At 64.4% G+C, this 26,784-nt stretch carries 21 protein-coding genes; 10 read left to right on the forward strand and 11 right to left on the reverse strand.

Features of this window, described 5'->3' with window-relative positions:
- The first annotated feature begins 310 nt into the window (after nt 1-310).
- Nucleotides 311-1,690: an MFS transporter gene (locus tag O7A05_RS21035; RefSeq protein WP_337094875.1), complete on the forward strand. Its 1,380-nt coding sequence runs from the start codon at nt 311-313 to the stop codon at nt 1,688-1,690.
- 165 nt (nt 1,691-1,855) lie between these two features.
- Here the strand turns inward: O7A05_RS21035 and purH are convergent, their stop codons facing one another.
- The 4 genes from purH to htpX form a co-directional block, all read right to left on the reverse strand.
- On the reverse strand, nt 1,856-3,472 hold the full coding sequence (purH, locus tag O7A05_RS21040; protein WP_337094876.1) for a bifunctional phosphoribosylaminoimidazolecarboxamide formyltransferase/IMP cyclohydrolase: 1,617 nt from the start codon (nt 3,470-3,472) through the stop codon (nt 1,856-1,858).
- A 113-nt stretch (nt 3,473-3,585) separates the two neighbouring features.
- Complete coding sequence (locus O7A05_RS21045; RefSeq protein ID WP_415927035.1) at nt 3,586-5,331, reverse strand: heparinase II/III family protein; 1,746 nt, start codon at nt 5,329-5,331, stop codon at nt 3,586-3,588.
- Between the two features lie 126 nt (nt 5,332-5,457).
- Complete coding sequence (locus O7A05_RS21050) at nt 5,458-6,834, reverse strand: RsmB/NOP family class I SAM-dependent RNA methyltransferase (protein WP_415927036.1); 1,377 nt, start codon at nt 6,832-6,834, stop codon at nt 5,458-5,460.
- Nucleotides 6,831-7,865: a zinc metalloprotease HtpX gene (gene htpX, locus O7A05_RS21055; protein ID WP_337094878.1), complete on the reverse strand. Its 1,035-nt coding sequence runs from the start codon at nt 7,863-7,865 to the stop codon at nt 6,831-6,833. The genes O7A05_RS21050 and htpX overlap by 4 nt, the downstream gene beginning before the upstream one ends.
- A 116-nt stretch (nt 7,866-7,981) precedes the next feature.
- Here htpX and O7A05_RS21060 point away from each other — a divergent pair, with 116 nt between their 5' ends.
- On the forward strand, nt 7,982-8,203 hold the full coding sequence (locus tag O7A05_RS21060) for a DUF1674 domain-containing protein (RefSeq protein ID WP_337094879.1): 222 nt from the start codon (nt 7,982-7,984) through the stop codon (nt 8,201-8,203).
- Here O7A05_RS21060 and O7A05_RS21065 read toward each other — a convergent pair.
- Nucleotides 8,200-8,865, reverse strand: a complete 666-nt coding sequence (locus O7A05_RS21065) for an HAD-IA family hydrolase (protein ID WP_337094880.1) — start codon at nt 8,863-8,865, stop codon at nt 8,200-8,202. The genes O7A05_RS21060 and O7A05_RS21065 overlap by 4 nt on opposite strands.
- Nucleotides 8,866-9,035: 170 nt before the next feature.
- Between O7A05_RS21065 and O7A05_RS21070 the strand changes: the two genes are divergently transcribed.
- The 3 genes from O7A05_RS21070 (at nt 9,036) to O7A05_RS21080 (ending at nt 13,293) form a co-directional block, all read left to right on the forward strand.
- Nucleotides 9,036-9,905, forward strand: a complete 870-nt coding sequence (locus tag O7A05_RS21070) for a transglutaminase-like domain-containing protein (protein WP_337094881.1) — start codon at nt 9,036-9,038, stop codon at nt 9,903-9,905.
- Nucleotides 9,906-10,275: 370 nt separating this feature from the next.
- Nucleotides 10,276-11,625: a pilus assembly protein gene (locus O7A05_RS21075; RefSeq protein ID WP_337094882.1), complete on the forward strand. Its 1,350-nt coding sequence runs from the start codon at nt 10,276-10,278 to the stop codon at nt 11,623-11,625.
- Between the two features lie 399 nt (nt 11,626-12,024).
- The gene (locus O7A05_RS21080; protein WP_337094883.1) at nt 12,025-13,293 is read left to right on the forward strand and encodes a cyclopropane-fatty-acyl-phospholipid synthase family protein; all 1,269 of its coding nucleotides are present in this window, start codon (nt 12,025-12,027) and stop codon (nt 13,291-13,293) included.
- Nucleotides 13,294-13,305: 12 nt separating this feature from the next.
- Here the strand turns inward: O7A05_RS21080 and O7A05_RS21085 are convergent, their stop codons facing one another.
- On the reverse strand, nt 13,306-14,073 hold the full coding sequence (locus O7A05_RS21085) for an MOSC domain-containing protein (RefSeq protein WP_337094884.1): 768 nt from the start codon (nt 14,071-14,073) through the stop codon (nt 13,306-13,308).
- On the reverse strand, nt 14,073-16,028 hold the full coding sequence (gene acs, locus O7A05_RS21090; protein ID WP_337094885.1) for an acetate--CoA ligase: 1,956 nt from the start codon (nt 16,026-16,028) through the stop codon (nt 14,073-14,075). The genes O7A05_RS21085 and acs overlap by 1 nt, the downstream gene beginning before the upstream one ends.
- Before the next feature lie 303 nt (nt 16,029-16,331).
- Here acs and O7A05_RS21095 point away from each other — a divergent pair, with 303 nt between their 5' ends.
- The gene (locus tag O7A05_RS21095) at nt 16,332-16,604 is read left to right on the forward strand and encodes an usg protein (protein WP_095769745.1); all 273 of its coding nucleotides are present in this window, start codon (nt 16,332-16,334) and stop codon (nt 16,602-16,604) included.
- Between the two features lie 58 nt (nt 16,605-16,662).
- Here the strand turns inward: O7A05_RS21095 and O7A05_RS21100 are convergent, their stop codons facing one another.
- Together O7A05_RS21100 and O7A05_RS21105 are read right to left on the reverse strand one after the other, a co-directional pair.
- Nucleotides 16,663-17,697 carry an aldo/keto reductase gene (locus tag O7A05_RS21100; protein WP_337094886.1) on the reverse strand — a complete coding sequence of 345 codons (1,035 nt, stop codon included), beginning with the start codon at nt 17,695-17,697 and terminating at the stop codon, nt 16,663-16,665.
- Nucleotides 17,698-17,734: 37 nt separating this feature from the next.
- Nucleotides 17,735-18,922, reverse strand: a complete 1,188-nt coding sequence (locus tag O7A05_RS21105; protein WP_337094887.1) for an MFS transporter — start codon at nt 18,920-18,922, stop codon at nt 17,735-17,737.
- A gap of 123 nt (nt 18,923-19,045) precedes the next feature.
- Here O7A05_RS21105 and O7A05_RS21110 point away from each other — a divergent pair, with 123 nt between their 5' ends.
- Nucleotides 19,046-19,951, forward strand: coding sequence for a LysR family transcriptional regulator (locus O7A05_RS21110; RefSeq protein ID WP_337094888.1), 906 nt, complete (start codon nt 19,046-19,048; stop codon nt 19,949-19,951).
- Nucleotides 19,952-20,009: 58 nt separating this feature from the next.
- Here the strand turns inward: O7A05_RS21110 and O7A05_RS21115 are convergent, their stop codons facing one another.
- Together O7A05_RS21115 and O7A05_RS21120 are read right to left on the reverse strand one after the other, a co-directional pair.
- Nucleotides 20,010-21,059, reverse strand: coding sequence for an aldo/keto reductase (locus O7A05_RS21115; protein WP_337094889.1), 1,050 nt, complete (start codon nt 21,057-21,059; stop codon nt 20,010-20,012).
- Between the two features lie 136 nt (nt 21,060-21,195).
- Nucleotides 21,196-21,858, reverse strand: coding sequence for a YggS family pyridoxal phosphate-dependent enzyme (locus O7A05_RS21120; RefSeq protein ID WP_337094890.1), 663 nt, complete (start codon nt 21,856-21,858; stop codon nt 21,196-21,198).
- Between the two features lie 289 nt (nt 21,859-22,147).
- Between O7A05_RS21120 and leuS the strand changes: the two genes are divergently transcribed.
- From leuS to O7A05_RS21135, 3 genes are all read left to right on the forward strand, one after another.
- On the forward strand, nt 22,148-24,775 hold the full coding sequence (leuS, locus tag O7A05_RS21125; protein WP_337094891.1) for a leucine--tRNA ligase: 2,628 nt from the start codon (nt 22,148-22,150) through the stop codon (nt 24,773-24,775).
- A complete protein-coding gene (gene lptE / locus O7A05_RS21130) occupies nt 24,762-25,343 on the forward strand; it encodes an LPS assembly lipoprotein LptE (protein WP_224717217.1) in 582 nt (193 codons plus the stop codon). Before leuS ends, lptE begins: the two co-directional genes overlap by 14 nt.
- Before the next feature lie 263 nt (nt 25,344-25,606).
- The gene (locus O7A05_RS21135; protein WP_337094901.1) at nt 25,607-26,533 is read left to right on the forward strand and encodes an IS110 family RNA-guided transposase; all 927 of its coding nucleotides are present in this window, start codon (nt 25,607-25,609) and stop codon (nt 26,531-26,533) included.
- Nucleotides 26,534-26,784 lie beyond the last annotated feature (251 nt).

Here is a 26,784-nt window from a genome sequence, read left to right on the forward strand (position 1 = left end):
GGCTTCGCCCAGCCACCTCTCCCCCGATCGACGGGGTAGAGGAAAGGCGCCAAGCTTTTCGCCGTCAACGCCCGTCCAGCAACGCTCCCTTCCTTTCCCTCCGGAGGAAAGGTGGCGCTGCGAAGCAGCGACGGATTGGGGGAACCACGTGGCAATCAAGCCTCAGGTCGATCAGTCGCGCCAGTCACAGAAGATGTATGCATAGCGTAGCCCACTGCGTGGGGCGAGGAACCGGCGCTTGTTCATTTGCATCGCTGCTTGAAAACATGCAGACATGGCGCCCGGCGCGGGCGATGCCAGGGGAATCAGCATGGCGGCAGTAGAGACAGTGCAGCGGGCATCGGGGCGCGGCATCTGGGGCTGGATGTTCTTCGACTGGGCGGCGCAGCCTTTCTTCACCGTCGTCACCACCTTCATCTTCGGGCCCTATTTCGTCTCGCGCATGGCGAGCGACCCGACCGCCGGGCAGGCCGCCTGGGGCTACGGCATTGCCGCCGCCGGCCTGATCATCGCGGTGCTATCGCCAGTGCTCGGCTCGATCGCCGACCAGACCGGGCCGCGCAAGCCCTGGATCGCCTTTTTCGCGGCGATCAAGATCGTCAGCCTTACGTTGCTGTGGTTCGCTGCACCGGGCTCGAACCTGTTCCTGGTCGTGCTGTTGTTCTCGCTGGCCTCGGTGGCAGCCGAATTCTCGACCGTGTTCAACGATTCCATGATGCCGCGGCTGGTGCCGAAGGAAGAGATCGGCCGGATTTCCAACGTCGCCTGGGGGCTCGGCTATCTCGGCGGCATGGTGGCGCTGATCTTCGTGGTGCTGTTTCTGGCCGGCAATCTCGAAACGGGAAAGACGATCATCGGCCTCGACCCGCTGTTCGGGCTCGATCCGAAGCTCGGCGAAGACGCGCGCTTCACCGGGCCGATGTCGGCCGGCTGGTATTTCCTGTTCATCCTGCCGATGTTCTTCTTCACGCCCGACGCAATCAAAGGAATCCCGATCGGGCCGGCGGTGCGCGAGGGCCTGTCTGAATTGAAGTCGACGCTTGCCGAAGTGCGCCAGCGCAGCGGCATCCTGCGCTTCCTCCTGGCCCGCATGGTCTATCAGGACGGCGTCAATGCGCTGCTCGCGCTCGGCGGCACGTTCGCGGCCGGCATGTTCCACTGGTCGATCACCGAGATCGGCATGTTCGGCATCATCCTCAACATCGTCGCCATCTTCGGCTGCTGGATCGCGGCGCGGCTCGATACCGCGCTCGGCTCCAAGGCCGTGGTGATGATCGCGCTGGTGATGCTGTCGGTCGCTACGATCGGCGTCGTCTCGACCGGGCCTGGCTTCACGCTGCTCGGCCTGATCCCGCTGTCGACCGCCGATTCCGGCGGCCTGTTCGGCACTGCGGCCGAGAAAGCCTATATCCTCTACGGCCTGCTGATCGGGCTTGCCTTCGGTCCCGTGCAGGCTTCGTCGCGATCCTACATGGCGCGCAGCGTGACCGCCGCCGAGTCCGGCCGCTATTTCGGCATCTATGCGCTGGCCGGCCGGGCTACCAGCTTCCTGGCGCCCTTCATGGTGGCGACCATCACCACCATGAGCGATTCACCACGGCTCGGCATGGCCGTTATCATCCTGTTCCTGGGCATCGGCATGGCGATACTGGCGGGGACGCCCTATCCGGCGGATAAGCCGAAGGGGTAGCTTCTTTCCCTTCTCCCCTTCTTGTGGGAGAAGGTGTCGCCGAAGGCGACGGATGAGGGGTGCTCCAGACGACACCAGCCTCTCACTCCGCTGGAACATCCCTCATCCGTCTCGGCGCTACGCGCCGATCCACCTTCTCCCGCAGGGGGAGAAGGAAGAAGCGCATCAATGCCGGAAGTGCCTTACCCCGGTGAACACCATGGCGATGCCGTGCTCGTCGGCGGCGGCGATCACGTCCTCGTCGCGCATCGAGCCGCCGGGCTGGATCACCGCAGTGGCGCCGGCCTCGATTGCCGACAATAGTCCGTCGGCGAAGGGGAAGAAGGCGTCCGAGGCGACGACCGAACCTTTGGTCAGCGGCTCGGCGAGGCCCGCAGCCTCCGCTGCGTCCAGCGCCTTGCGGGCGGCGATGCGCGAGGAATCGACGCGGCTCATCTGGCCGGCGCCGATGCCGACCGTCGCCCCGTCCTTCGCATAGACGATGGCGTTGGACTTGACGTGCTTGGCGACACGGAAGGCGAATTTGAGGTCGGCCAGTTCAGCCGGTGTCGGCGCGCGCTTCGTCACCACTCTCAGCTCGAGGTCGTCGACAACGGCATTGTCGCGGCCTTGCACCAGCAGCCCGCCGGCGACGGATTTCACCGTCGTGCCGGCGGCGCGCGGGTCTGGCAGGCCGCCGGTGACCAGCAGGCGCAAATTCTTCTTCGCAGCGACAATGGCGGCGGCCTCGTCAGTGGCGTCGGGCGCGATGATGACCTCGGTGAAGGTCTTGACGATCTCTTCCGCCGCTTCGGCGTCGAGGATGCGGTTCATGGCGACGATGCCGCCGAAGGCCGAGACCGGGTCGCAGGCAAGCGCCTTGGCGTAGGCCGCTTTCAGCGTTTCACCCTCCGCCACGCCGCAGGGGTTGGCGTGCTTGATGATGGCGATCACCGCCGAGCGGGCGGGATCGAACTCGCCCACCAGCTCGAAGGCGGCGTCGGTGTCGTTGATGTTGTTGTAGGACAGCTGCTTGCCCTGCAGCTGTCTGGCGGTCGCGACCCCCGGCCGCTTGTCGCCCGAGAGATAGAAGCCTGCGTCCTGGTGCGGGTTCTCGCCATAGCGCATCACTTGGTCGAGCCGGCCGCCGAAAGCGCGCCATGTCGGGTGCTCGATCTCCAGCGCCTCGGCAAACCAGCCGGAGATCGCCGCATCATAGGTGGCGGTGCGGGCGAAGGCCTTGGCCGCCAGCATCTTGCGGAAATCGAGCGAGAGCGAGCCGAGATTCATCTCCAGCGCGTTGACGACGGAGGCATAGTCGACCGGGTCGGTGACGATGGCGACATAGGCGTGGTTCTTGGCCGAGGCGCGGATCATCGCCGGGCCGCCGATATCGATGTTCTCGACGATCGAGGCGTAGCCTGCGCCGGAGCGGCGGACCTCCTCGAACGGATAGAGATTAGAGACGACGAGGTCGATCGGCTCGATGTTGTGGTCGTGCATGGCCTTGGCATGCTCGGCGTCGTCGCGGATGCCGAGCAGCGCGCCATGCACCGACGGATGCAAGGTCTTCACCCGCCCGTCCATGATCTCGGGAAAGCCGGTGAGATCGGAGACGTCGCGGACCGCCATGCCCGCCGCGGCGAGGGCCGTTGCCGTGCCGCCGGTCGAAACCAGCTCGACGCCGGCGGCGGCGAGCGCCTTGGCGAAATCGACCAAGCCGGTCTTGTCGAAGACGGAAAGCAGCGCGCGGCGCACCGGAACGAGGTCGGGTGCCGGAATGTTTTTTGTGGGCACGGCCATGGCGGGCGGCCTTTCAGAGCTGTTGGAAGGGGACGTTGGCCGGCCCTAGCATATGAGTCCCGGAAATCAAGTGAGTCTCGGAAATCGAGCACGCAGCCGGATTTGTCCGGAATTCAGTTGTTCTCGGGATAGCCGGCGATATCGGTACGGGTCAGCTGCCAATGAACCTCGGCAATTTCCGAGGCCTTGAAGGCGAGCACGATCTGCCGGCTGCGGCGAGGGCCGCCCAATCCGGCGAAGTAGATAGATTCCTCGACCTCCGGCGCCACTTCGGTGCAAGTGAAAACCCAGCTGTCGCCCTGGGTGGCAGCCAGGGTCAGGCGGTCGTGGCCGTCCTGCAGCAGGCTGATATCGGGGTGGACGTGAAAGCGCACCGTGACGAAGTCGCGGCCATTGTTGCGGATCGCCGCATTGCCCGGGCGCAGGAAACGGTCGCGGCCGGTAAGCACGTTGCCGTTGCTGGTCAGCTTCAGCTCGCGCTCATGCAGGAAGCCGAATTGCTGGACATAGCCGTCATGGCGGGCGACGAAGCCGTGCATGCCCTTCTGGTCGAGGCGTTTGCAGGGCACATGCTGCGGGCCGCCGATCAGCGGCGAACCCAAAAGGTCGCTGACGCGCAGCGAGTGGCTGACGCGCGCCGACGAGGTGTCGTTGATAGTGGCAGTCGAATGCGCGGCGGTGGCGCGGGCCAGCGGCCGGAATTCCGGGGCGCCGTAGGTGTCGATGCCGGCATTGACGATGAAGTGGTGGCGCCCGGAGGAGAGCTCGAAGGCGAGACAGCCGGCATGTGCTGCGTTGGAGACGTCGACCGGCGGCGGCAGGCCGGTGTCGGCGATCACCGTCACACCGCCCATCGAAAGGCGCTCGTAGCCGGAATGCGGCGCATGCAGCAGCGGTGCGCCCGCCGTGTCGTCATGGCGCATGATGGTGGCGATGCGGTCGTGGATGGTAGCGCCCATGCCGTTGAAGCGGGCGAGGCTGCCGTTCTGGTGACGGAAGAAACGCAGCGCCGGCAGCATGCGGTCGATGGCGCCGATCAGCGCCGATGGCGGCGCCTCGGCCTGGTTGGCATAGGTCTGGCGCAGCGGCAGGAGATCGGCCAGCAGCTCCAGCACCGCCATCGGGTTGCGCGAGATGTGGCCGCCGTCCGGCAGGATCTGGCGGTCGAGTTCCTCGGCCAGATTGCGCGTCGCTGCGCGCAGCGCCGAGGCCGGCGCCGGCAGCGACAACGCCGCGAAGGCGAGCGCTATGCGGGCGCGCAGCCTGCCTTCGCCATCCGGCATTTCGCGCGCCATCGAACGCAGGTAACGGATCTGCACGGCGAGCGATTTGAGGAAGGCGCGATAGAAGGGAAATTCGGCGCCTTGCAGCACCACCGTGGAATGCTGCAGCCAGGCGATGACGCGCTTGGCCGTCGTTCCCGGCTCCCAGGCGATGCCCGAAATCTGGTTGCCGTGCATGGCGATCCAGTCGGTCACGAGCGCTCTGGCATTGGCCGCGGCAAGCTCGGTGCCGGTGGCGCGCATGTGGCGCAGCCAGCGAAAGCCGTGCAGCGATTTCTGCCAGCCGCGATTGGGCACGTCGACCTGGAAGGGCGACCTGCCGCCGGTCTCGACCAGATGGCCGGACAGCGGGTAGCGGCCGTAATAGATCTCCAGGGCGATCTGCGGATCGGCAAGCCGCAGGTCAGGCGGGGCGATCAGGACGCGTTCGGGCGTGCGGCCGGAATAGCGCCAACGATAGATCGGCCCGGCGCGGAGGCGCTGGCGCGTTTTGCGCCAGAACTCCCTCGCGACAAGCGTCCAAAGACGCGTCGTGCTGCCGGCAACAAGTGCCAATAGCCCTCCTGATGTCCCCATAACCCAAGCACAAGCTTATGCGATTCAAGAACTTATGCGAAGGCGGATTTCGCCGAAGTGAACCACTTCACGCCGCCTTGCCCGGGCCGTTCCTAAAAAAGTCAGCAAATTTTATGAGATAACGTTTCAATCGGTCCGTCTCATCCGCGCGGCAAAGAAGCCGTCCAAGCCTGAAATCCCGGGCGTTTCCAGCGCGAGGTCGGCCGGCGTGGTGCGCAGCATACCCTCCGGGGTCAGGAACGGATCGACGCCGGCAAATTCGCCGGGCCGGATCGGATCGGCGGCGACGCCAGACTCGCCGGCAAGGAAGCCGCCATAAAGCTCCTCCCCCTCGATGGGGTCCAGCGAGCAGTTGGAGAACACGATCCGTCCTCCGGGTCTGACCAGGCCAACGGCATGCGCAAGCAGCCGGCGCTGGAGATCGGCGAGCTTTTCGACATCCGCCATGGTCTTGGTCCACGGCACGTCGGGGTGGCGGCGCACCGTGCCGGTCGAGGAGCAGGGCGCATCGAGCAGCACGGCGTCGAACAAGTGCCCCGGCCGGTAATCCAGGAGGTCGGTCTGGACGAGATCGGCCGTCAGACCGAGACGGTCGAGATTCTGCTTGAGCCGCGCCAGCCGGTTCTTCGAGGCGTCGACAGCGGTGACCTGCGCGCCGGCCAGGATAAGCTGCGCCGTCTTTCCGCCGGGCGCGGCGCACAGATCGGCAACGCGCTGGCCCCTGATGTCGCCGAACAGGCGAGCCGGCAGGCTTGCGGCGGCATCCTGCACCCACCAGGCGCCGTCGGCGAAACCGGGGAGATCGGCGACATTGGCGGCGAGTTTTTCGACACGCACCGTGCCGGTCGGCAGCACAATACCGCCCAGCCGCTCGGCCCAGAGCGCCGGATCGGCCTTGACTGTGAAATCGACCGGCGCCTCGTGGCGATGCGCGGCAAGGATGGCGCGCGCCTTGTCGGTTCCGTAAGCGGCAGTCAGCCGCTTCGAAAACCATTGCGGCGCCTCGCTGGTGGCGGCAAGCGCCGGGGCAAGCTCGGTCCCCTTGGCGCGGGCCAGCGAGCGCAGCACACCGTTGACGAGGCCTGAGAAGCGCAGCGTTCGCGGATCGGACTTGGCGTGAGTGACGGCAAGGTCGACGGCGGCGCTGTCCGGAACATCGAGGAACAGGATCTGCGCGGCGGCGACATGGAGGATATGCGAGAGCGCCGTGGCATTGGGCGGCAGCGGCTTTTCCAGGCGCTTGGACAAAAGCCCGGCAATGGTCATGCGGTGACGCAGCGCGGTCACCAGGATGGCTCGCACCAGCGCGCGGTCGCGGCTGTCCAGCGCCTTGTACTGCGGGTGGCCGTGCTCGTTGTCGGTCAACCCGTCCAACGGCGTGCGGGCGTCGATGACGGCGGCCAGCAGCCGCGCCGCCGCTTTGCGCGCTGCAAGGCCGGCGACGCTCTCGTCACCGGCATTGCGTTGCGGATTGCCTGGCTTTCCGCGCCTTGGCGGCGTCACGACCAGGGACCCTTCGACCGGACATTGCGCGGTCCGGTCGGGTTGCGGCCCCAGTGATTGGGCTTTGGTGGCGGCGGTTCGGCCTCCCGGACCGGGTCTGCCGGCTTCCCCCATGGCCCCGCTGATGGCTCCTCGGGCTGGATGGGTGGCGGAGAAGCCTCACGCCGACCGGCCGGCGCTGCGCCGCCCATCGCGCGCGCCATCTCCTGCAGCGCGGCGATGCGGTTCTCGGTGCTCGGATGGGTCGAGAACAGATTGTCCATGCGCTCGCCATGCAAGGGGTTGATGATAAAAAGATGCGCCATCGCCGGATTGCGCTCGGCATCCTCATTGGGGATCCGTTCGGCGCCGCGCGCGATCTTGTTGAGCGCCGAGGCCAGCCATAGCGGGTGGCCGCAGATCTCGGCGCCGCGCCGGTCGGCCTCGTATTCGCGGGTGCGGCTCACCGCCATCTGCACGATCATTGCGGCAAGGGGTGCGACCAGCATAGCCACCAGCACGCCGACAAAGCCGAACGGATTGTTGTTCTCCCGGCTGCCGCCGAAGAAGAAGGCGAAATTGCCGAGCATCGAGATGGCGCCGGCAAGCGTCGCCACGATCGTCATGGTCAGCGTGTCGCGATGCTGCACATGGGCAAGCTCATGCGCCATCACCGCCGCGACTTCTTCATGGGAGAGCCGCTCGAGCAGGCCCGTGGACGCGGCCACGGCGGCATTTTCCGGATTGCGGCCGGTGGCGAAGGCGTTGGGCTGCGGGTTGTCGATCAGATAGGTCTTCGGCATCGGCAGGCCGGCCTGCTTGGCCAGCGACTGGACGATCGCGTAATATTCGGGCGCATTCTTCTCGTCGACCTCGACGGCATGGTTCATAGACAGCACCATCTTGTCGGCGTTCCAATAGCTGAACAGATTGGTGCCGGCGGCGATCAGAAGCGCGATGACCATGCCGCCCGAGCCGCCGATCAGATAGCCGACGCCCATGAACAGCGCCGTCATCGCGGCAAGAAGCATGGCGGTACGAAGTGTGTTCATCGTTTCATCCGTCTGACGTTGTGGCGGAGGAGGGGGCGAATAGGGGTCGATCCTTCTGGCGTCATGGCTATATGATGGGAGGCGCCGGTCTTCGTTTCAATCGGCGGGAGTATCGCATGACCGAAGAACCCAGCAAAACCGAAGCAGTTGCAACGACCAAAGAGCCGCAAGAAACGCTGACCCCAGCGGCGCAGCGCGCATTGGCCGAAGCCGAAGCGCGTCGACGGAACTACCGAGCGGCGGAAGCGCAATTGCCGAAGGAAATCGGCGGCCGCGGCGGCAAGGAGCCCGGCCGCTACGGTGACTGGGAGGTGAAGGGGCTTGCCACCGACTTCTAAGCGACCGCACGCTCGGGCGCGAGCGCGATCCAGCCACTGACGTCCGTCGCAATGCCGATTTCGTCATAGGAACGGATTGCCGGATGCGGCGTGACCAGCGGGTGGACATGCGTGGCGCTGATCACCATCACCGACGCGCCGGAAGCCTCGCCCGCCGCGATGCCCGCCGGTGCATCCTCGAAGACCAAGCAGTCGCGCGCCTCGACGCCGAGACGGCTTGCTGCCAAAAGGAAGCAGTCCGGCGCCGGCTTGCCGTGGGTGACATCTTCGGCCGTGACCATCATGGCTGGAACCGGAATGCCGGCCGCCTTGATGCGCAGCAGCGCCAGTTCGCGCGGCGCCGAAGTGACGATCGCCCAGCGCTCCGGTGGCAGCGATTCCAGAAATGCGACGGCGCCGGGGATAGGGACAATGCCTTCGAGATCGTCGGCTTCGGCCTTGAGCAGCAAATCCGCCTCGACCATCGGATCGACGCCCGGAAGCTTCAACGCGGCGATCGTCTCTCGCGCGCGCCTGCCATGGATCGTCGGCAGGAAGGCCGTGACATCGAGCCCGTGACGCTCCGCCCATTTCGTCCACACCCGTTCCGCCGCGGCGATCGAGTTGAGCACCGTGCCGTCCATGTCGAACAGGAAGGCGGCGAATTTTCTGCCTGCAAACATTGGATGTCCTGGAGAATCGTTTTCGGGAGGGGCGAACGCAAACCCAGTTTAGACCGGCCAGCACGAGCTGAGAAGGCGAGACGCCACCAATTCGACCCGACCCTGGAACAAGCTCCGGCTCGCAGCGTTGAACGGGCAGTCTTTCCAAAATCACCAAGGGGCGAAATGCGATGCTGATCCGGCTCGGCTACGAAATCGCCATCGAATGCGCGGCGGTGACGCCGATCATCTCGCTTCTCGACATCCATCCCGACCGTCATGCCGATATCAAGCGGCAGACGCGGGTTCTGACCTCGCCCTCGGTGCCGACCCGGACCTATCGTGACCGCCACGGCAATATCTGCCGTCGTTTCACGGCGCCGGCAGGCAACTTCCGCATCCTCTACGACGCGGCGGTCGAGGACAGCGGCGAGACCGACGAGGTGAACACGCTGGCGCACGAAACGCCGGTCGCGGAACTGCCGGACGATGTGCTGGTCTATCTGCTCGGCAGCCGCTATTGCGAGACCGACCACCTCAGCGACACCGCCTGGCAGCTTTTCGGCCAGCTGCCGCCAGGCTGGGCACGCGTCCAGGCGATCGTCGATTATGTCAACAGCCGGCTTTCCTTCGGCTACGGCTATGCGCGCGCCACCCGCACGGCGGCCCAGGCGCATGAAGAGCGTGTCGGGGTGTGCCGCGATTTCGCGCATCTGGCGATCGCGCTTTGCCGCTGCATGAACATTCCGGCACGCTATGTGAACGGCTATCTCGGCGATATCGGCGTGCCAGCCGACCCGGCGCCAATGGATTTCTCGGCCTGGATGGAAGTCTTCCTCGACGGCAAATGGTACACGTTCGATCCGCGCCACAACCGGCCCCGCATCGGCCGCGTCGTCATCGCCCGCGGCCGCGACGCCACCGACGTGCCGCTGCTGCACAGTTTCGGCCCGCACCGGCTCACCCTGTTCAAGGTCTGGACCTATGAGCAGGAGGGCCATATCTTCAACCCGCCGCATCACGGCGTCGATCGGACGGTCAGCGCGCAGATGCTGGCATAGACGTTGGTTGATGTTCAGGTGATGCCGGCCCGAGAATGGCTGCTGCGCTTTCCTCGCCCCAAGACTCTCCGCCGCGCCCTGTTCCATCACGGCTCATGGCAGCCGCTAGCCCGCTTCGGCACAGTTCGATTGTGCCGAAGAGAGAACGACCGCGACTGCCCTCGAGATCATGGTAAGCGCTTCATGAAGGTCGCCTCGCCAAGGCATTTTCGTTTACTTCGCGTTCACCTTCAAATTTACCGACAGCCAACAAAAACAATTGCTTAACTGCCTGTTAAGCGTCTTTCGGCGGCTGCCGGCCGGGTCCGGCCGAATTCCTGCAAAACCTTTGCCGAGCGGCACGAAGCCGCAGACGATGGGGGCGGAAGGGATGCGGCAGTTCGGAGCTGCCGCATCTGTCCTGGCGCTGGGGGTGGGATTCACGGTCAATGTCTCGCAACTCTACAATGCGAGGTCGAGCTTGCAGGGCGTCGTCGACGCCGCTGTGACCTCGACGGCCCGCGATCTCACCCTCGGCGTCATTACCGAAACCGATGCCAACCAAACGGTACAGGCGTTTCTCGACGCCAACAGCACGGCCGGCATACTGCAGGCCAACCAGATCGTGCTCGACAAGCTTACGGTCAACAGGACGGCCAACACCGTACAGGCGGATGCGCATGTCGATGTTGGCCTCTTTTTCCCGCTGTTCAGCACCAGCAACATGCGACGCGTGACCGCCTCGACTATGGCGCTTTATTCAGACAAGACCGTCGAGGTGGCGATGATGCTCGACGTCACCGGCTCGATGGCTCCCGACAGGCGGGCCAAGACAAACAAGATCGGCGACTTGAAGGCCGCCGCATCACCGACGGTCAAGGATCTCCTGGACCAGAATCGGGACCCCAACGATCCCCGGATTCGGGTGTCGATCATCCCTTACGCCGAAGCCGTCAACACCGGCGGCCTGGCCGACACCGTCTTCGTCGAGGCCGAGACGGGGCCGAAAGTGCCGCCGCCGATCGATGCTGCGGTGTCGGTTTCCGCTACGGTATCCGACAATTGCGCAACCGAGCGCAAGGACAAGGATGGCTACGCCGATTATTCGTCGGACGGACCCTACACGCAGCGCCGGGATAACCGGGGCAAGATTTATCTCGCCAAAGTCAACCGCGACTACCGCATGAAGATATGCCCTACGGCTGCGCTGGTTCCGCTGACTGCCGATGAGGACAAGCTGCTGACGGCAATCGATGATTTCCAGGCCGGGGGCGTCACCGCAGGCGGCATTGCCGCGCAATGGGGCTACTACATGCTCTCGCCATCCTGGCGCACCGCAATCTCAAGCGCCCGCCTGGGTGCCGGCCCCGCCAACTTCGATCGGAACAGGGTGGCCAAGATCGCCATCCTGATGACGGATGGCCAGTTCAACACCGCCTTTGCCGGCGGACGCGGCGCGTCGCGGTCGCAGGATCAAGGTCAGAAGTCGCGCGCCAATGCCGAAAACATCTGCGATAACATGCAACGCGACGGCATCGAGATATTCACCATCGGCTTCGATCTCAACGACCCGGCGATGTCCGCGAACGAACGCGATCAGGCCAAGTCCCTTTTGAAGGACTGCGCGACTGACGATACCTCGTCGCTCAAGCATTACTACGAGGCCGCCAACGGCGCCGAATTGTCATCTGCCTTCGGCGAAATCAGCCGCAATATCGAGAAGCTCACAATCAGCCGCTGACCTGCAGCGCCGACCCTAAACGGAAAAGGCCGCCGCTTCTTGACGAAGCCGGCGGCCTTCCGTGTTTCCGTCCATGACGCGGCTCCTGGCGGCAGCCCCTCCGGGCTACCTGCCGCGCGTCTCGCGCCTTAACGGGAAGACTGCTTCCCGGAAGTGCAATCCGCAGAGCTCACGTTATGGAAAACGAAATCACTCGACATCGGATCACCTCCTTTCAGTTCGTTGAACACGCTGAGATGATGGGGTGCGCCGCGGCAAAAGACAAGATGACGCAACGGAATGGTGGTGCCACGAGCCGGTAAACCTGCTCTTGCGATGCTTTTGCGCAACAGATCGGGATTGCGGTCCGCAGGCCGGTGGACGACAGTGCGGCTGGGGGCGACATATCGGGAGGTGGGAATGGACGCCGCCGACAGAGCCGCGCGGATCGTACGCAAGGTCGTCGAAACGCTGAAACCGGGTTTTGCGGTCCGGCTGTGGACCGGCGAGCGGATCGGACCCGCCGGCGGTCCGGTGCTTGCCATCAACGATCAGGATATCGTCTGGCAACTGGTTCGCCGGCCGACCTTCTCGACGCTGGTGGAGATGTGGATCTCCAAGACGGTCGATATCGAAGAAGGCACGCTGTTCGATTTCTATGCCCTGCCTTCGCAAGGCAAGCTCAAGACGAAGCTCAAATCCCTGCCCAAGCTGGCGATCCTGCGCGACCTGCCAATGGTGTTGTTTTCGCGCAAGCAGATGACGGCGCGCAGCGACCTTTCCGGCCGCAAGCCTTTCGTCAGCGGATCGAACAAGGAGGCGATCCAGCACCATTACGACATTTCGAATGATTTCTACCGGCTCTTCCTCGACGAGCGCATGGTCTACAGTTGCGGCTATTTCCACGATTTCGCCAATGGCATCGACCAGGCGCAAGTCGACAAGCTCGACCACATCTGCCGCAAGCTCAGGCTCAAGCCCGGCGAAAGGCTGCTCGACATCGGTTGCGGCTGGGGTGCGATGCTTATCCATGCGGCGAAGAATTACGGCGTCTTCGGCCATGGCGTCTCGCTGTCGCAAGCCCAGACCGACCTTGCCCGCGAGCGCATTCGCGCCGCGGGGCTGGAGGATCGCATCACCATCGAGATAAAATCCTATGCCGAACTTTCAGGCACGTTCGACAAGATCTCGTCGATCGGCATGTTCGAGCATCTGGGGCTCGCCAATCACGACGCCTACTTCTCCGCCGTCCATCGCCTGCTCAAGCCCGGCGGGATCTATCTGCATCACGCCATCACCAGGCGCAGCAAGGGCGACATACGCAAGACGTTGCGCAAGGGGCCGGAATACAAGGCCCTGATCAAATACATCTTTCCCGGCGGCGAGCTCGACACGATCGGCATGACGCTCGGCAATCTCGAGGCGCACGGCTTCCTCGTCTATGACGTGGAGAACCTGCGCGAGCATTATGCGCAAACTTGCCGCCTGTGGGCGGAGCGTCTGCATGCGCGCTTCGACGAGGCGGTCGCCGAGGTCGGCGAGCCCAAGGCGCGGCTGTGGCTGCTCTATCTGACGGGTTGCTCGATCACCTTCGAGCGCGCCTCGGCGCAGATTTTCCAGACTGTCGCCACCAGGCGCGCCCGCGGCCCGAGCGGCCTGCCGCCGACACGGGCGGATTTGTACCGGTAGACCCGACCCGCTTCAGTCCATCAAGCGCATCGGCGCGCCGATCTCGATCCGCGCGGGCCGGTCGACCGTGCAGTAGACACCGAGATTGTGAGCATTATGGCGTACCAAATTGCGCAGGATGCCGGGGTCGGTGTCGAAGCCGTCCTGGGCGATAATGGTGAAGCCGCAGCGGCGGCAGGGTTCGGAGACGGTGAGCAGCAGATCGCCGACCGCGAGCTTCCTGCCGATCCATTGCGTCTCCGGGAAGGCGCCTTCGACCGGGTCCATCTCGACGACGATGTTGGGCCGGAAGCGGCGCGGATCGGGCGTGCCTTCGGGATGCAGCGCCTTCAGCCTGGCCAGCGAGGCGGTGGTGAGCAGATGGATCGGTGCCTTGGCATAGCGGCCCTCGGTCAGCGGGCCGGCGTAGCCGGACGTCGCGTTCTGCGCGCCGAACGGCCGGATCGAGGCCTCGAAGCCGAGAAAGGCTGATACCGAGCGGTCGCTTTCAGAATCCGGAGCCGGCAGCCATTCGCCGCCGGGCACCGCCACTTCGAGCCGCCATTCCTTGTTCACCGGGGCCTCGCTCAACCTGGTGCGGATCAGCGGCACCTTGTGCCATTTGGCTTCGCGGTCGGGCCTGGCGATCTCGCCGTCGGAAGCATCGACCAGTCCGAACAGCCGGTCGCCATCGACGGTCTTCAGCCCGACGACGATGGCATCAAGCTGCTCGCCGGCGAGCGAGCTCGCCGGATAGCGCCAGAGCTGGCTGACGGTGCCGAGGATTGCCTCGCCGGCCATCAGCCCTTCTTGTTCTGCCGGTTGGCGACGAGATCGTCGACCACGGCCGGATCGGCCAGCGTCGAGGTGTCGCCGAGCGCGCCGAAATCGTCCTCGGCAATCTTGCGCAGGATGCGGCGCATGATCTTGCCCGAACGGGTTTTCGGCAGGCCGGGCGCGAACTGGATCTTGTCGGGCGTGGCGATGGCGCCGATCTCCTTGCGGACATGCGCGATCAGATCCTTGCGCAATTCCTCGCTCGATTGGGTGCCGGCCATCAGCGTGACATAGCAGTAGATGCCCTGGCCCTTGATGTCATGCGGGTAGCCGACGACGGCAGCCTCGGATACCTTGTCATGGCTGACCAGTGCCGATTCCACCTCGGCCGTCCCCATGCGGTGGCCCGAAACGTTGATGACGTCATCGACGCGGCCGGTGATCCAGTAATAGCCGTCGGCGTCGCGGCGGCAGCCGTCGCCGGTGAAGTATTTGCCTTTGTAGGTCGAGAAATAGGTCTGCACGAAGCGGTCGTGGTCGCCATAGACGGTGCGCATCTGGCCGGGCCAAGAATCGGTGATGCAGAGATTGCCGTCGGTGGCGCCTTCCAGCACTTTGCCGTCGCCGTCGACCAACTGCGGCTGGACGCCGAAGAAGGGCCGCGTGGCGGAGCCCGCCTTGAGGTCGGTGGCGCCGGGCAGCGGCGTGATCATGATGCCGCCGGTCTCGGTCTGCCACCAGGTGTCGACGATCGGCACCTTGGCGTTGCCGACGACGTTGTAATACCACTCCCAGGCTTCCGGATTGATCGGCTCGCCGACGGTACCAAGCACGCGCAGCGACTTGCGCGAGGTCTTCTTCACATGGCTGTCGCCAGCGCCCATCAGCGCGCGCAGCGCCGTCGGCGCGGTATAAAAGATGTTGACCTGGTGCTTGTCGATCACTTCCCAGAAGCGCGACTGCGAGGGATAGTTCGGCACGCCTTCGAACATCAGCGTCGTGGCGCCGTTGGCCAAAGGCCCGTAGACGATGTAGCTGTGGCCGGTAACCCAGCCGACATCTGCCGTGCACCAGTAGATGTCGCCGTCGTGATAGTCGAAGACATATTGGTGCGTCATCGAGACATAGACGAGATAGCCGGCGGTGGTGTGCAGGACGCCCTTCGGCTTGCCGGTCGAGCCGGAGGTGTAGAGGATGAACAGCGGGTCTTCGGCTTTCATCTTCTCCGGCTTGCAGTCGGCCTTAACGGTCTGCGCCTCCTCGTGGTACCAGACGTCGCGTCCCGGCACCCAGCCGGTCTTGCCGCCGGTGCGGCGCACCACCACGACCTTCTCGACTTTGGTGCCGGCCCTGGCGGCGATCTCGATCGCCTTGTCGGTGTTGTCCTTGAGTGGGATCGGCTTGCCCCCGCGCAGGCCCTCGTCGGCAGTGACCACGATGGTCGATTTGCAGTCATCGATGCGGCCGGCGAGCGCATCGGGCGAGAAGCCGCCGAACACGACCGAGTGGATGGCGCCGATACGCGTGCAGGCAAGCATCGCATAGGCGGCTTCCGGGATCATCGGCATATAGAGAGTGACGCGGTCGCCCTTCTTGACGCCATGCTTCTTCAAGACATTGGCGAAGCGGCAGACATGGGCATAGAGCTCATTATAGGTGACCTTGCGATCGTCGTAAGGATTGTCGCCCTCCCAGATGATGGCGGTCTGGTCGCCGCGCTTCTTCAAATGCCGGTCGATGCAATTGTAGGAGACGTTGGTCTGGCCGTCCTCGAACCACTTGATCGAGACCTTGCCGTCGAAGGAGGTGTTCTTGACCTTGGTGAAGGACTTGAACCAGTCGATCCGCTTGCCGTGCTTGCCCCAGAACTTGTCCGGGTTCTTCACGCTGTCGGCGTACCATTTGAGATAGGTGTCGTTGTCGATCAGCGCGTTCTTCTTCCACGCGGGCTGGACGCGGTGGACATGGACATCGGACATTTTTCAGCTTTCCTCCGGGACCGTTCCGCCGGCTTGAAATGCCGACGGCATCGCGGCGAAGCGGCCGCGAATTCGCGGGCATTATTAACAGTTCCGCCGTGACGGCAATATTAGACGTTGGATTCGCGTGGCGGGATGACGCACGGGCAATTGGACCAGCTATTAGCACTCTCGCTTCGCGGCTGCTAACCGCCTGTTTTAACGACAAAAATTTTGAAGAGCCTCGAAGAAATCCATAGACAGTTAAGCAACCGTGCGCACAATTCAGCGTTGGGAGGAAGGAGAATCAACCAAGGAAACGCAATGCGCGACAATTCCGAAATGGACCTGATGCTCAGGGGATACGGGCTGACTACGGCTAAGATCCTTTATCACTACCCGGATCACCCGCACCTGCTGCAAAGCTATGTCTGGCAGGACTATGACCTAGCTCCGGAATTCCCGGTGCTGATCCGCTTCATCGAGTTCTGGAAGACCAAGCTCGACGGCCCGCTGCATTCGGTGACCTACACGCACCAGAAGCTGATCGCGCCGAACGAGTGGCGGAAGGTGGATGGGGAGTTTCGGGTGCATTGAGCGGCGGCAGAGCTGATCTCCCCCGCAAGGGGGAGATTGGCAGTTTCAGCGCGGGCGCTTACACCGCCGGCGGGTTCAGCCGGGCGAAACCTTCCTGGCGGCGATAGGGGAAGTACGGATAAGGCGCCGTCACCGCGCTGGCTTCATCGAGCGCCCTGATCTGCTCCGGCGTCAGCGCCCAGCCGGCGGCGCCGAGATTCTGGCGGAGCTGCTCCTCGTTGCGCGCGCCGATGATCACCGACGCCACGGTCGGCCGCTGCAGGAGCCAGTTTATGGCGATTTGCGGCACGGTCTTGCCGGTCTCGGCGGCGACCGCCTCCAGCGCGTCGACCACCTTGAAGAGATGCTCGTTCTCGACCGGCGGGCCGAAATCGGCGGTGCCGTGCAGCCGGCTCTTTTCGGGCAAGGGCTGGCCGCGGCGGATCTTGCCGGTGAGCCGGCCCCAGCCGAGCGGGCTCCACACCAGCGCGCCGACGCCCTGGTCGAGGCCGAGCGGCATCAGCTCCCATTCATAGTCGCGCCCGACCAGCGAATAATAGACCTGATGCGCGACATAGCGCGCGTAGCCGTGCTTTTCCGCCAGGCCGAGCGATTTCATCACCTGCCAGCCGGAGAAATTGGAGACGCCGACATAGCGCAGCTTGCCGAAGCGCACGAGATCGTCCAGCGTCGACAGGACCTCCTCGACCGGCGTCGAAGCGTCGAAGGCGTGGAGCTGCAGCAAGTCGATATAATCGGTGCCGAGGCGCTTCAGCGCCGCGTCGACGGAGCGGATCAGGCGCGAGCGCGACGAGCCCCAGTCGGCCGGGCCGTCGCCCATCGGTAGGGACGTCTTGGTCGAGATCAGCACCGCGTCGCGGCGACCCTTAATGGCCTTGCCCAGCACCTCCTCCGAAGCGCCATTCGAATAGACATCGGCGGTGTCGAAGAGATTGACGCCCGCCTCCAAGCAGATGTCGACCAGGCGGCGCGCTTCCTTCGCGTCACTGTTGCCCCAATGGCCGAACAGCGGGCCGGAGCCTCCAAAAGTCCCGGCGCCGAAGGAAAGGGCGGGCACTTTCAGGCCGGAGGCGCCGAGAGGTCGATAGTCCATCTTTTTTCTCCTGATTGGATGTCGAAGGGATCAGCGCTCAGCACTGCGCGGTGACCGGGTTGCCGATCGCCCGGCCGCGTTCGAGGCGCAGCGCCATGAGCACGACACCGAGCGCGGCGAGCGGCACCAGGCCGGCAACCAGAGGGACGGCGCCGAGGCCGGGGCCATGGTCGATGACGAAGCCGCCGAGCCAGGCGCCGATGGCGTTGCCGAGATTGAAGGCGGCGATGTTGAAGGAGGAGGCCAGGCCCTGGCCGGCGCCCTCGGCCTTCTCCAGGACCCACATCTGCAGCGGGGCGACGGTGGCAAAGGCGGCGGCACCCAGCAAGCCGACGGCGATGATCGCGGTGATCGGCTGATGGATCGCCGCGGTCATGACGAACAGCACCGCCGACAGCGCGACCAGCGTGCCGACGACCGTCGGCACCAGATGGCGGTCGGCAAGGCGCCCGCCAAGCAAATTACCCGCCACCAGGCCGCCGCCGAAGACCAGAAGGATCGGCGACACGGCTCCCTCGGAAAAGCCGGTGACGCGGGTGAGGATGGGCGCCAGATAGGTGAAGGCGGCAAAGACACCGACCCAGCTGAGCACCGTGGTCAATAGGCCGAGCAGCACCGGCCGGCGGCCGAGCACGGCGAGCGTGCCTTCGGGGCTTTCCTCCTCGTCCGTGGCGGCGGGCTGGTCGCGCGGCACCAGCAGCGCAATCACGGCAAAGGCGATGACGCCGACCAGCGTGACGGCCAGGAAGCTCGAACGCCAGCCATAGGCCTGGCCGAGCCAGGTGCCGAAGGGCACGCCGAGGATGTTGGCGACGGTGAGACCGGTGAACATCAGCGCGATGGCCGAGGCCTTCCGGTTGGGCGCGACAAGGCCGGTCGCGACAACGGAGCCGACACCGAAGAAGGAGGCATGGGCGAAGGCGGTGAGCACACGCGCCGCCATCAGCGTCCAGTAGTCGGGCGCCAGCGCACAGGCGAGGTTGCCGACGGTGAAGACTACCATGAGGGCAAGCAGCAGGGTCTTGCGCGGCAGGCGTCCGGTCAAGGCGCCGAGCAGCGGCGCGCCGACGACGACGCCCAGCGCATAGCCGGAGATGAGCAGGCCCGCGGCCGAGATCGAGACGCCGAGATCGGCGCTGACATCGAGCAGCAGGCCCATGATGACGAATTCGGTGACGCCGATGCCGAAGGCGCCGGCGGTGAGGGCATAAAGAGCAAGGGGCATGGCTGCGGTCCGGTTGATCAGGAAAGGGACGCTCAGTCCCGCGCCCCAACACGCAAGATCGTGATCCGCCAAGCTGTGAACCAGCCTTGCGGCCGGCATATTTTCTGTGAAATAGATTCATGAATGGCCAGACCCGACATCAACCGCTCCGGCGAGATCGAAGTATTCGTTCGCGTGGTCGAGGCGGGCAGCTTCTCCGCCGCGGCGCGGGCGTTGCGCATGACACCGTCGGCGGTGAGCAAGCTGATCGCGCGGCTGGAGGCGCGGCTTGGCGCGCGCCTCATCAGCCGTTCGACGCGCAAGCTGCAGTTGACGCCGGAAGGGGCTGCCTTCCATGACAGCGGCCTGCGCATCCTCGCCGATCTCGATGCCGCCGAACGGGAAGCCGCGGCGGGCGCGGCGCCGCGCGGCAGGCTGAAGGTCAATTCCTATGTGCCGTTCGGCCAGCACCGCTTGATGGAATTGCTGCCGCGTTTCCTGGAGCGCTATCCCGAGATTTTCGTCGAAGCCGTGCTGACCGACAGTGTCATCGACCTTCTGGAGGAGCGCGCCGATGTCGCCATCCGCGCCGGGCCGCTGCGCGAGTCACGCCTGGTTGCGCGCAAGCTCGGCCAGAGCCGGATGGTCCTGGTCGCGTCGCCTGAGTATCTTGCAGCGCGCGGCACGCCACGCGCTTTGTCCGACCTTGCCCGGCACAACATGCTGGCCTTCGGCTTCGCCAGGCATATCGAGGGCTGGCCCTTTGTCGATGCGACAGGCAAATCGATCATCATGCCGATTGTCGGAAACATGTCGCTGACCGACGGCGAAGCGATGCGGCGAACGACGCTGGCAGGAGCCGGCATAGCGCGGCTGGCGCGCTGGCATGTCGAGCCCGACATTGCCGCCGGGCTGCTCGTGCCGTTGCTGGAAGAGTTCAATCCCGGCGACGAGGAGCCGACGCATGCCGTCTATGTCGGTCATGGCAAGCATCTGCCTTCCCGGGTGCGCGCCTTCCTCGACTTTCTCGCGGAGACCGTTCGTCTCTGAATGAAGAAAGAGCCGCGCGCCAATGGCACGCGGCTCTGACCTGTCTGCTCGAACGGAATTACGCCTTCGGCACGAACGGCGCGGGGCGCCGGCCGGCGCCTTGCCGCTCCAGCATCCAGCCGGGATACTCGGCAGGCAGCGCGCTCACCTCGTCGAGCCTGGCGAGGTCGTCGGCGTCGAGCTTCAAGCCGGTCGCGGCGAGGTTCTGCTCGAGCTGGTCCATGCGACTGGCGCCGATGAGGACGCTCATGACAAAAGGTTTTGCCAGCACATAACCCAACGCCACCGTGGCGACGCTGACATCGTGCTTGCTGGCGACCTCGCGCATGGCGGCAACCGCCGCCCAGGCGCGGTCCTCATTGACCGGCGGGAAATTGAAGGAGGCGCGGCGGCCCTCGCCATTGCCGGGCGCGCCGGGGCCGTATTTGCCGGAAAGCAGGCCGCCGGCCATCGGCGACCAGACCATCAGGCCAAGCTTTTCCTCGTTGATCAGCGGCACGATCTCGCGCTCGAGATCGCGGCCGGCGATCGAGTAGTAGGATTGGATGGTCTCGAAGCGGGCAAAGCCCTTGCGCTCCGCGATGCCCAGCGCCTTGGCGATGCGCCAGGCCTGCCAGTTGGAGACGCCGACATAGCGCACCTTGCCGCTGGCGACGAGATCGTCGAGCGCGCGTAGCGTCTCGTCGATAGGCGTCACCGTGTCGGTGCCATGCAGTTGGTAGAGGTCGATATGATCGAGCTGCAGTCGCTTAAGGCTGCCGTCGACCGAATCCATGATGTGACCGCGCGAGGAGCCGCGCTCGTTCGGCCCGTTGCCCATGGCGCCATGCACCTTGGTGGCGATGATAACATCCGAACGTTTCACGCCGAGATCCTTGAGCGACTGTCCCAGCAGCTGCTCGGACTGGCCGAAGGAATAGACGTCCGCCGTATCGAAGAAATTGACGCCGGCGGCAATCGAGCGGGCGACGATCTCGTTGACGCCCTTCTGGTCGAGGCTGGCGATCAGGCCCCATTGGGCATTCTCGCCGGCGGCGCCGAAGGTCATCGTGCCGAGACAGAGTTCGGAAACGAACAGGCCGGTGTTGCCGAGTTGATTATAACGCATGGTGAGATTCCCCGAGAAAGGAGTGAATGTGCACCGGGTAAATAAGAACGGCCCGTTTCGTTTCAAGCGCCCGTGCCAGCGTTATCGTCCGATTGGCTGGCCGGTAACGAGATCGTTACGAGCGTGATCCGGGCGCTCAGCGACTTCCGAAGATCGCCGAGCCCACCCGGACACTGGTCGCGCCGAAGGCAATTGCGATTTCGTAGTCGCCGGACATGCCCATCGAAAGTTTCGCGACGCCCGCCTCGCGGGCGAGCTTGTCCAGAAGCGCGAAATTCGGGCCGGGGTTCTCATCGGCCGGCGGGATGCACATCAGGCCTTCGATGGCGAGACCATGCACGTCGCGACAGCGTTTGACGAAGGCGACCGCCTCACGCGGCTCGATGCCGGCCTTTTGCGGCTCGGAGCCGGTGTTGACCTGGACATAGAGTTTCGGCGCCCGGCCCTGCCGGGCCATTTCTTTTGAAAGCTCGGCGGCGATCTTCTCGCGGTCGACGGTCTCGATGACATCGAAAAGCGCGACGGCTTCCTTGGCCTTGTTGGACTGCAGCGGTCCAATCAGATGCAGCTCGACATCGGCGAACGCCGCTTTCAGCGCCGGCCATTTGCCTTGCGCTTCCTGCACGCGGTTCTCGCCGAAGACGCGCTGGCCCGCCTCGATGACGGGGCGTATGTCCTCGGCCGCGAAGGTCTTCGACACCGCCACAAGCGTGACGGCGCCGGGCTCGCGCCTTGCCTCGCGTTCGGCGCTTGCGATCCTCGCCTTGACCGCGTGAAGCTGCTCTACGGCGTTCGTCATGCCACTATCCTGCCTATAGTTTTCATGGCCGGCCGGCTCGCCGCAGTTGACGGGTCCGGCAATCCATGGTGAACACCGCGACGACATTGTCTCGGCTGCCGGCCTAGGCGTGTCGATATTCAGGTGATGCCGGCCTGCAAATGCCGGTTTCCTGCGCTTCCGGTGCTCACGTACTTTAAGTACGCTCCGCTCCGGTTCTCGGAACCCGCCATTTTCGGCTCGGCCTGACCTGAATATCAACACGCCTTAATCCAGCACCGCGCACCTGCTTTTAAGTGAAAAACATCCGATGGCAACCGAACGTTACAATCCGCGCACCTCAGAGCCCAAATGGCAGAAGGCCTGGGCCGAAAAGAAGCTGTTCGAGGCTAGGAACGACGATCCGAAGCCGAAATATTACGTGCTCGAGATGTTCCCCTATCCGTCGGGCAAGATCCATATCGGCCACACCCGCAACTACACGATGGGCGACGTGGTGGCGCGCTACAAGCGCGCCAAGGGCTTCAACGTGCTGCATCCGATGGGCTGGGACGCGTTTGGCATGCCGGCCGAAAACGCCGCCATGCAAAACAAGGTCCATCCCAAGGACTGGACCTACGAAAACATCGCGGTCATGCGCGAGCAGCTCAAGATGATGGGCCTGTCGCTCGACTGGGCGCGCGAGTTCGCGACCTGCGATGTCGACTATTACCACCGCCAGCAGATGCTGTTCCTCGACTTCGTCGAGAAGGGGCTGGTGACGCGCAAATCCTCCAAGGTCAACTGGGACCCGGAGGACATGACGGTGCTCGCCAACGAGCAGGTCATCGACGGCCGTGGCTGGCGCTCGGGCGCGCTGGTCGAGCAGCGCGAGCTGACACAGTGGTTCTTCAAGATCACCGACTTCGCGCAGGACCTGCTGGACTCGCTCAACGGACTCGAAGAGTGGCCGGAAAAGGTCAAGCTGATGCAACACAACTGGATCGGCCGGTCGGAAGGGCTGCTGATCCGCTGGCCGCTGGAAAAGCCGGTCGGCGATGCGCATGAGCTGGAAGTCTATACGACAAGGCCCGATACCATCTTCGGCGCCTCCTTCATGGCGGTCGCCGCCGACCATCCGCTGGCGAGAAAGGCGGCCGAGACCAATGTCGAGCTGACGAAGTTCATCGACGAAGTCCGTCACATGGGCACGTCGGTGGCGGCGCTCGAGACGGCCGAGAAGAAGGGTTTCGACACCGGCATCCGCGTCGTCCATCCGTTCGACGAGAATTGGACGCTGCCGGTCTATGTCGCCAATTTCGTGCTGATGGAATACGGCACCGGCGCCATTTTCGGCTGCCCGTCGGGCGACCAGCGCGACCTCGACTTCGCCAACAAATACGGCCTGCCGGTGATCCCGGTGGTGATGCCGGAAGGCGAAAATCAGGGGAGCTTCCAGATCATCGAGGAGGCCTATGACGGCGACGGCGTGATGATCAATTCGCGCTTCCTCGACGGCATGAAGCCCGAGAGGGCGTTCGATGAAGTGGCAAAGCTCCTGGAGCAGAAAAGCATCGGCGGCCGGCCGATGGCGGAGCGCAAGGTGAATTTCCGCCTGCGCGACTGGGGCATTTCGCGCCAGCGCTACTGGGGCTGCCCGATCCCGATGATCCATTGCGAGGCCTGCGGCGTCGTGCCGGTGCCGAAGGCCGACCTGCCGGTGAAGCTGCCCGACGACATCGAGTTCGACCGCCCGGGAAACCCGCTCGATCGTCATCCGACCTGGCGCCATGTAAAATGCCCGCAATGCGGCCGCGATGCGCGGCGCGAGACCGACACGATGGACACTTTTGTCGATTCGTCCTGGTATTTCGCGCGCTTTACCGCGCCATGGGCGAACGAGCCGACCGAGCCGAAGGCGGCCGACGAATGGCTGGCGGTCGACCAGTATATCGGCGGCATCGAGCACGCGATCCTGCACCTGCTCTATTCGCGCTTCTTCACCCGCGCCATGCGCGAGACCGGTCACCTCAATCTGGCCGAGCCGTTCAAGGGGCTGTTCACGCAAGGCATGGTGGTGCACGAGACCTACCGCGCCGGCGGCCCGTCCAACAACGGACGCTGGTTGTCGCCGAGCGAGGTCAGGATCGAGGACGTGGGCGGCAAGCGCCGTGCCGTCGAGATCGCCACCGGCGAGGAGGCGACGATCGGCGCGCTGGAGAAGATGTCGAAGTCGAAGAAGAACACGGTGAGCCCGGAAGAGATCACCGACGGCTACGGCGCCGACACGGCGCGCTGGTGCATGCTGTCAGATTCGCCGCCCGAGGGCGACGTCGAATGGACCGACGATGGCGCCGCCGGTGCGCATCGCTTCATTCAGCGCATCTGGCGGCTGGTGTCGATCGCGGCCGAGACGCTGGGCGGCATCAAGCCGCAAGCGGCGAAGGACGGCGAAGCGGGCGCTGTTTCCAAGGCTGCGCACAAGATCCTGAAGGCGATCGGCGAAGACATTGAACGGCTCGGCTTCAACCGCGCCATTGCTCGCATCTACGAACTGGCCAATGCCTTGGCCACGCCGCTCAATGACGTCGCCGAGGGCAAGGCCGATGCGGAGCTAAAGGGCGCCTGCCGTGAGGCGGTGGAAATCCTGGTGCATGTGATCGCGCCGATGATGCCGCATCTGGCGGAAGAGTGCTGGCAGGCGCTGGGCGGCACCGTGACGGTCGCCGAGCGGCCGTGGCCGGTCTACGATCCGGCACTGGTCGTCGACAACGAGATCGTGCTGCCGGTGCAGGTCAACGGCAAGAAGCGCGGGGATTTGACAATTGCGCGCGACGCGGATCAAGGTGCCGTCGAAAAAGCGGTGCTGGCTCTCGACTTCGTGCAAAAAGCACTGGAAGGTAAGGCTCCGCGCAAGGTGATCATCGTCCCGCAGAGGATCGTCAATGTCGTTGCCTGATCCGGTGAAGTCACAACCGGTCCGCCTGCGCGGCCGCCTGGCGGTCTGCGGCATGGCCGCCGCGCTTGCGCTGGTTTCGGCCTGCACCGTGCGGCCGCTCTATTCCAGCCAGCCGCTGTCGCCTGGATCGCAGCTCAGCGCATCCGCCGAGCTTGCCTCCATCTCGATCAAGCCGGTCAACACGCGTTACGCGCAGCAGGTGCGCAACAATCTGATCTTCGCTTTCGGGCAGGGCTCGGGCGAGCCAGCCTCGCCGGCTTACACGCTCGATCTCGGCGTCACCGAGCTCGTCGAATCGGCAGCCATCGTGCAGGTGCAGACCCAGGAAGACGAGCCGACGGCGGGCACGGTCACGCTGACCGCCAACTACGTGCTCAGGGATACCGCGACCAACACGGTGATTGCCGTCGGCAAACGCTCGATCCCCTCGTCCTTCGACCGGCCGCGCCAGGAGTTCGCGGCCTACCGGGCGCAGATCGACGCCGAGAACCGCGCTGCGCGCGAGTTGGCCGACCTGCTGCGGCTTTCCATCGCCCAGGATTTGGCCAGGCACGGCAAAAAGGCCTAGTTCATCGCCGGAGATTGGCTGAAGCCTTCCGAACTTCGTCATCCTAGGGTGGAGCAGCCGCGAAGCGACGCGGCGCAGACCATAGAATCCTGTGTGTTGGTTCTGGTGTATGGTTGAAGTGGGAAGGAGACCGAGTGGATCCTGGTCGTCCTTTCGGACAGGCCGTGGCATGGCCCGGTCCCTTCCCACCGGTGAACCATCAACCTGAACAGTTGCACGGGGCTGTTCCAAGCAGACCCCGCACCACAGGAAGAGGCGTGGACATGATAGCCCAGAACTATGTTGGCTGCGACATCTCCAAGCAGTGGCTGGACTTTTTTGATGAGACAAGCGGCCGTCTTCGGCGCGTCGACAACCAGGCCGATGCGATCGCGGCCTATGTGGCGGGCCTTGATCCCAGCCGGGACTTCGTCGTCATGGAGGCGACGGGCGTCCATGACCGGCTGCTGCGCCATGCGCTGGCCAAGGCCGGCGTGCCGTTCTCGCGGCACAACCCGGCGCACACCCACCACTATGCCAAGTCGACCAGACGGCGCGCCAAGACCGATCCTCTCGACGCCAGGATGCTGAGCGACTATGGCCGTCGCTACCAGCCTGAGGCCGAGCCGGCGCCACGCGAAGAAGGTGAGCGGCTTCAGTCGCTTGCCGGCCACCGCGATCAACTGGTCGCGATGCGGGCAACGCTGAAGAAGCAACTCGGCGAGGCTTTCGAGGCGATCGTCATCACCAGCCTCAAAGACCTGATCGCCGGCCTCGATGCTCGCATCAAGGCGCTCGAGGGCCAGATTGCCGAAGTCATTCGTCAAGCCGAGGACACCGCCCGCGATTACACGCTGATGGTCTCCGTGCCCGGCGTCTCCAAGGTTGGCGCATTCTCCCTGCTGGCGCTCTTGCCCGAGCTCGGCCAGCGCTCACCCAAGGCGATCGCGGCGCTCGTCGGCCTTGCCCCGTTCGACAACAAGAGCGGCAAGCTCAACCGCAGGAGCCAGATCCAGGGCGGGCGATCGCGCGTGCGCCGCGCCCTCTATATGGCAGCCCTCACGGCCATTCGAACCTGTGAACGCTTCAAAGCTTTCTACACCGCACTTGCAGCCCGCTCAGGCTCCAAGAAACTGGCTATCATCGCCGTCGCAAGGAAGCTCCTCGTCGTCCTCAACGCCATCATGCGCGACAAAACCGCATTCGCATGAACACAGTTGCCATTCCGTGACTTCGAGGCGTTGCCACGGTGCAGAAAAGCCTCTGTTCTGCGCCGCCTTTATCCGTCGCGCCAAGTTACGGCATGGCAACTGTGTTCACACGAATGCGGTTTTATCGCGAATGATGGCGTTGAGGACGACCAGGAGCTTCCTTGCGACGGCGATGATAGCGAGCTTCTTGGAGCCCGACCGGGCAGCAAGTGCGGTGTAGAAGGTCTTGAAGCGCTCACAGGTTCGAATGG

This window comes from Mesorhizobium argentiipisi (SeqCode), from assembly GCF_037179585.1.
GTDB lineage: Bacteria > Pseudomonadota > Alphaproteobacteria > Rhizobiales > Rhizobiaceae > Mesorhizobium > Mesorhizobium argentiipisi.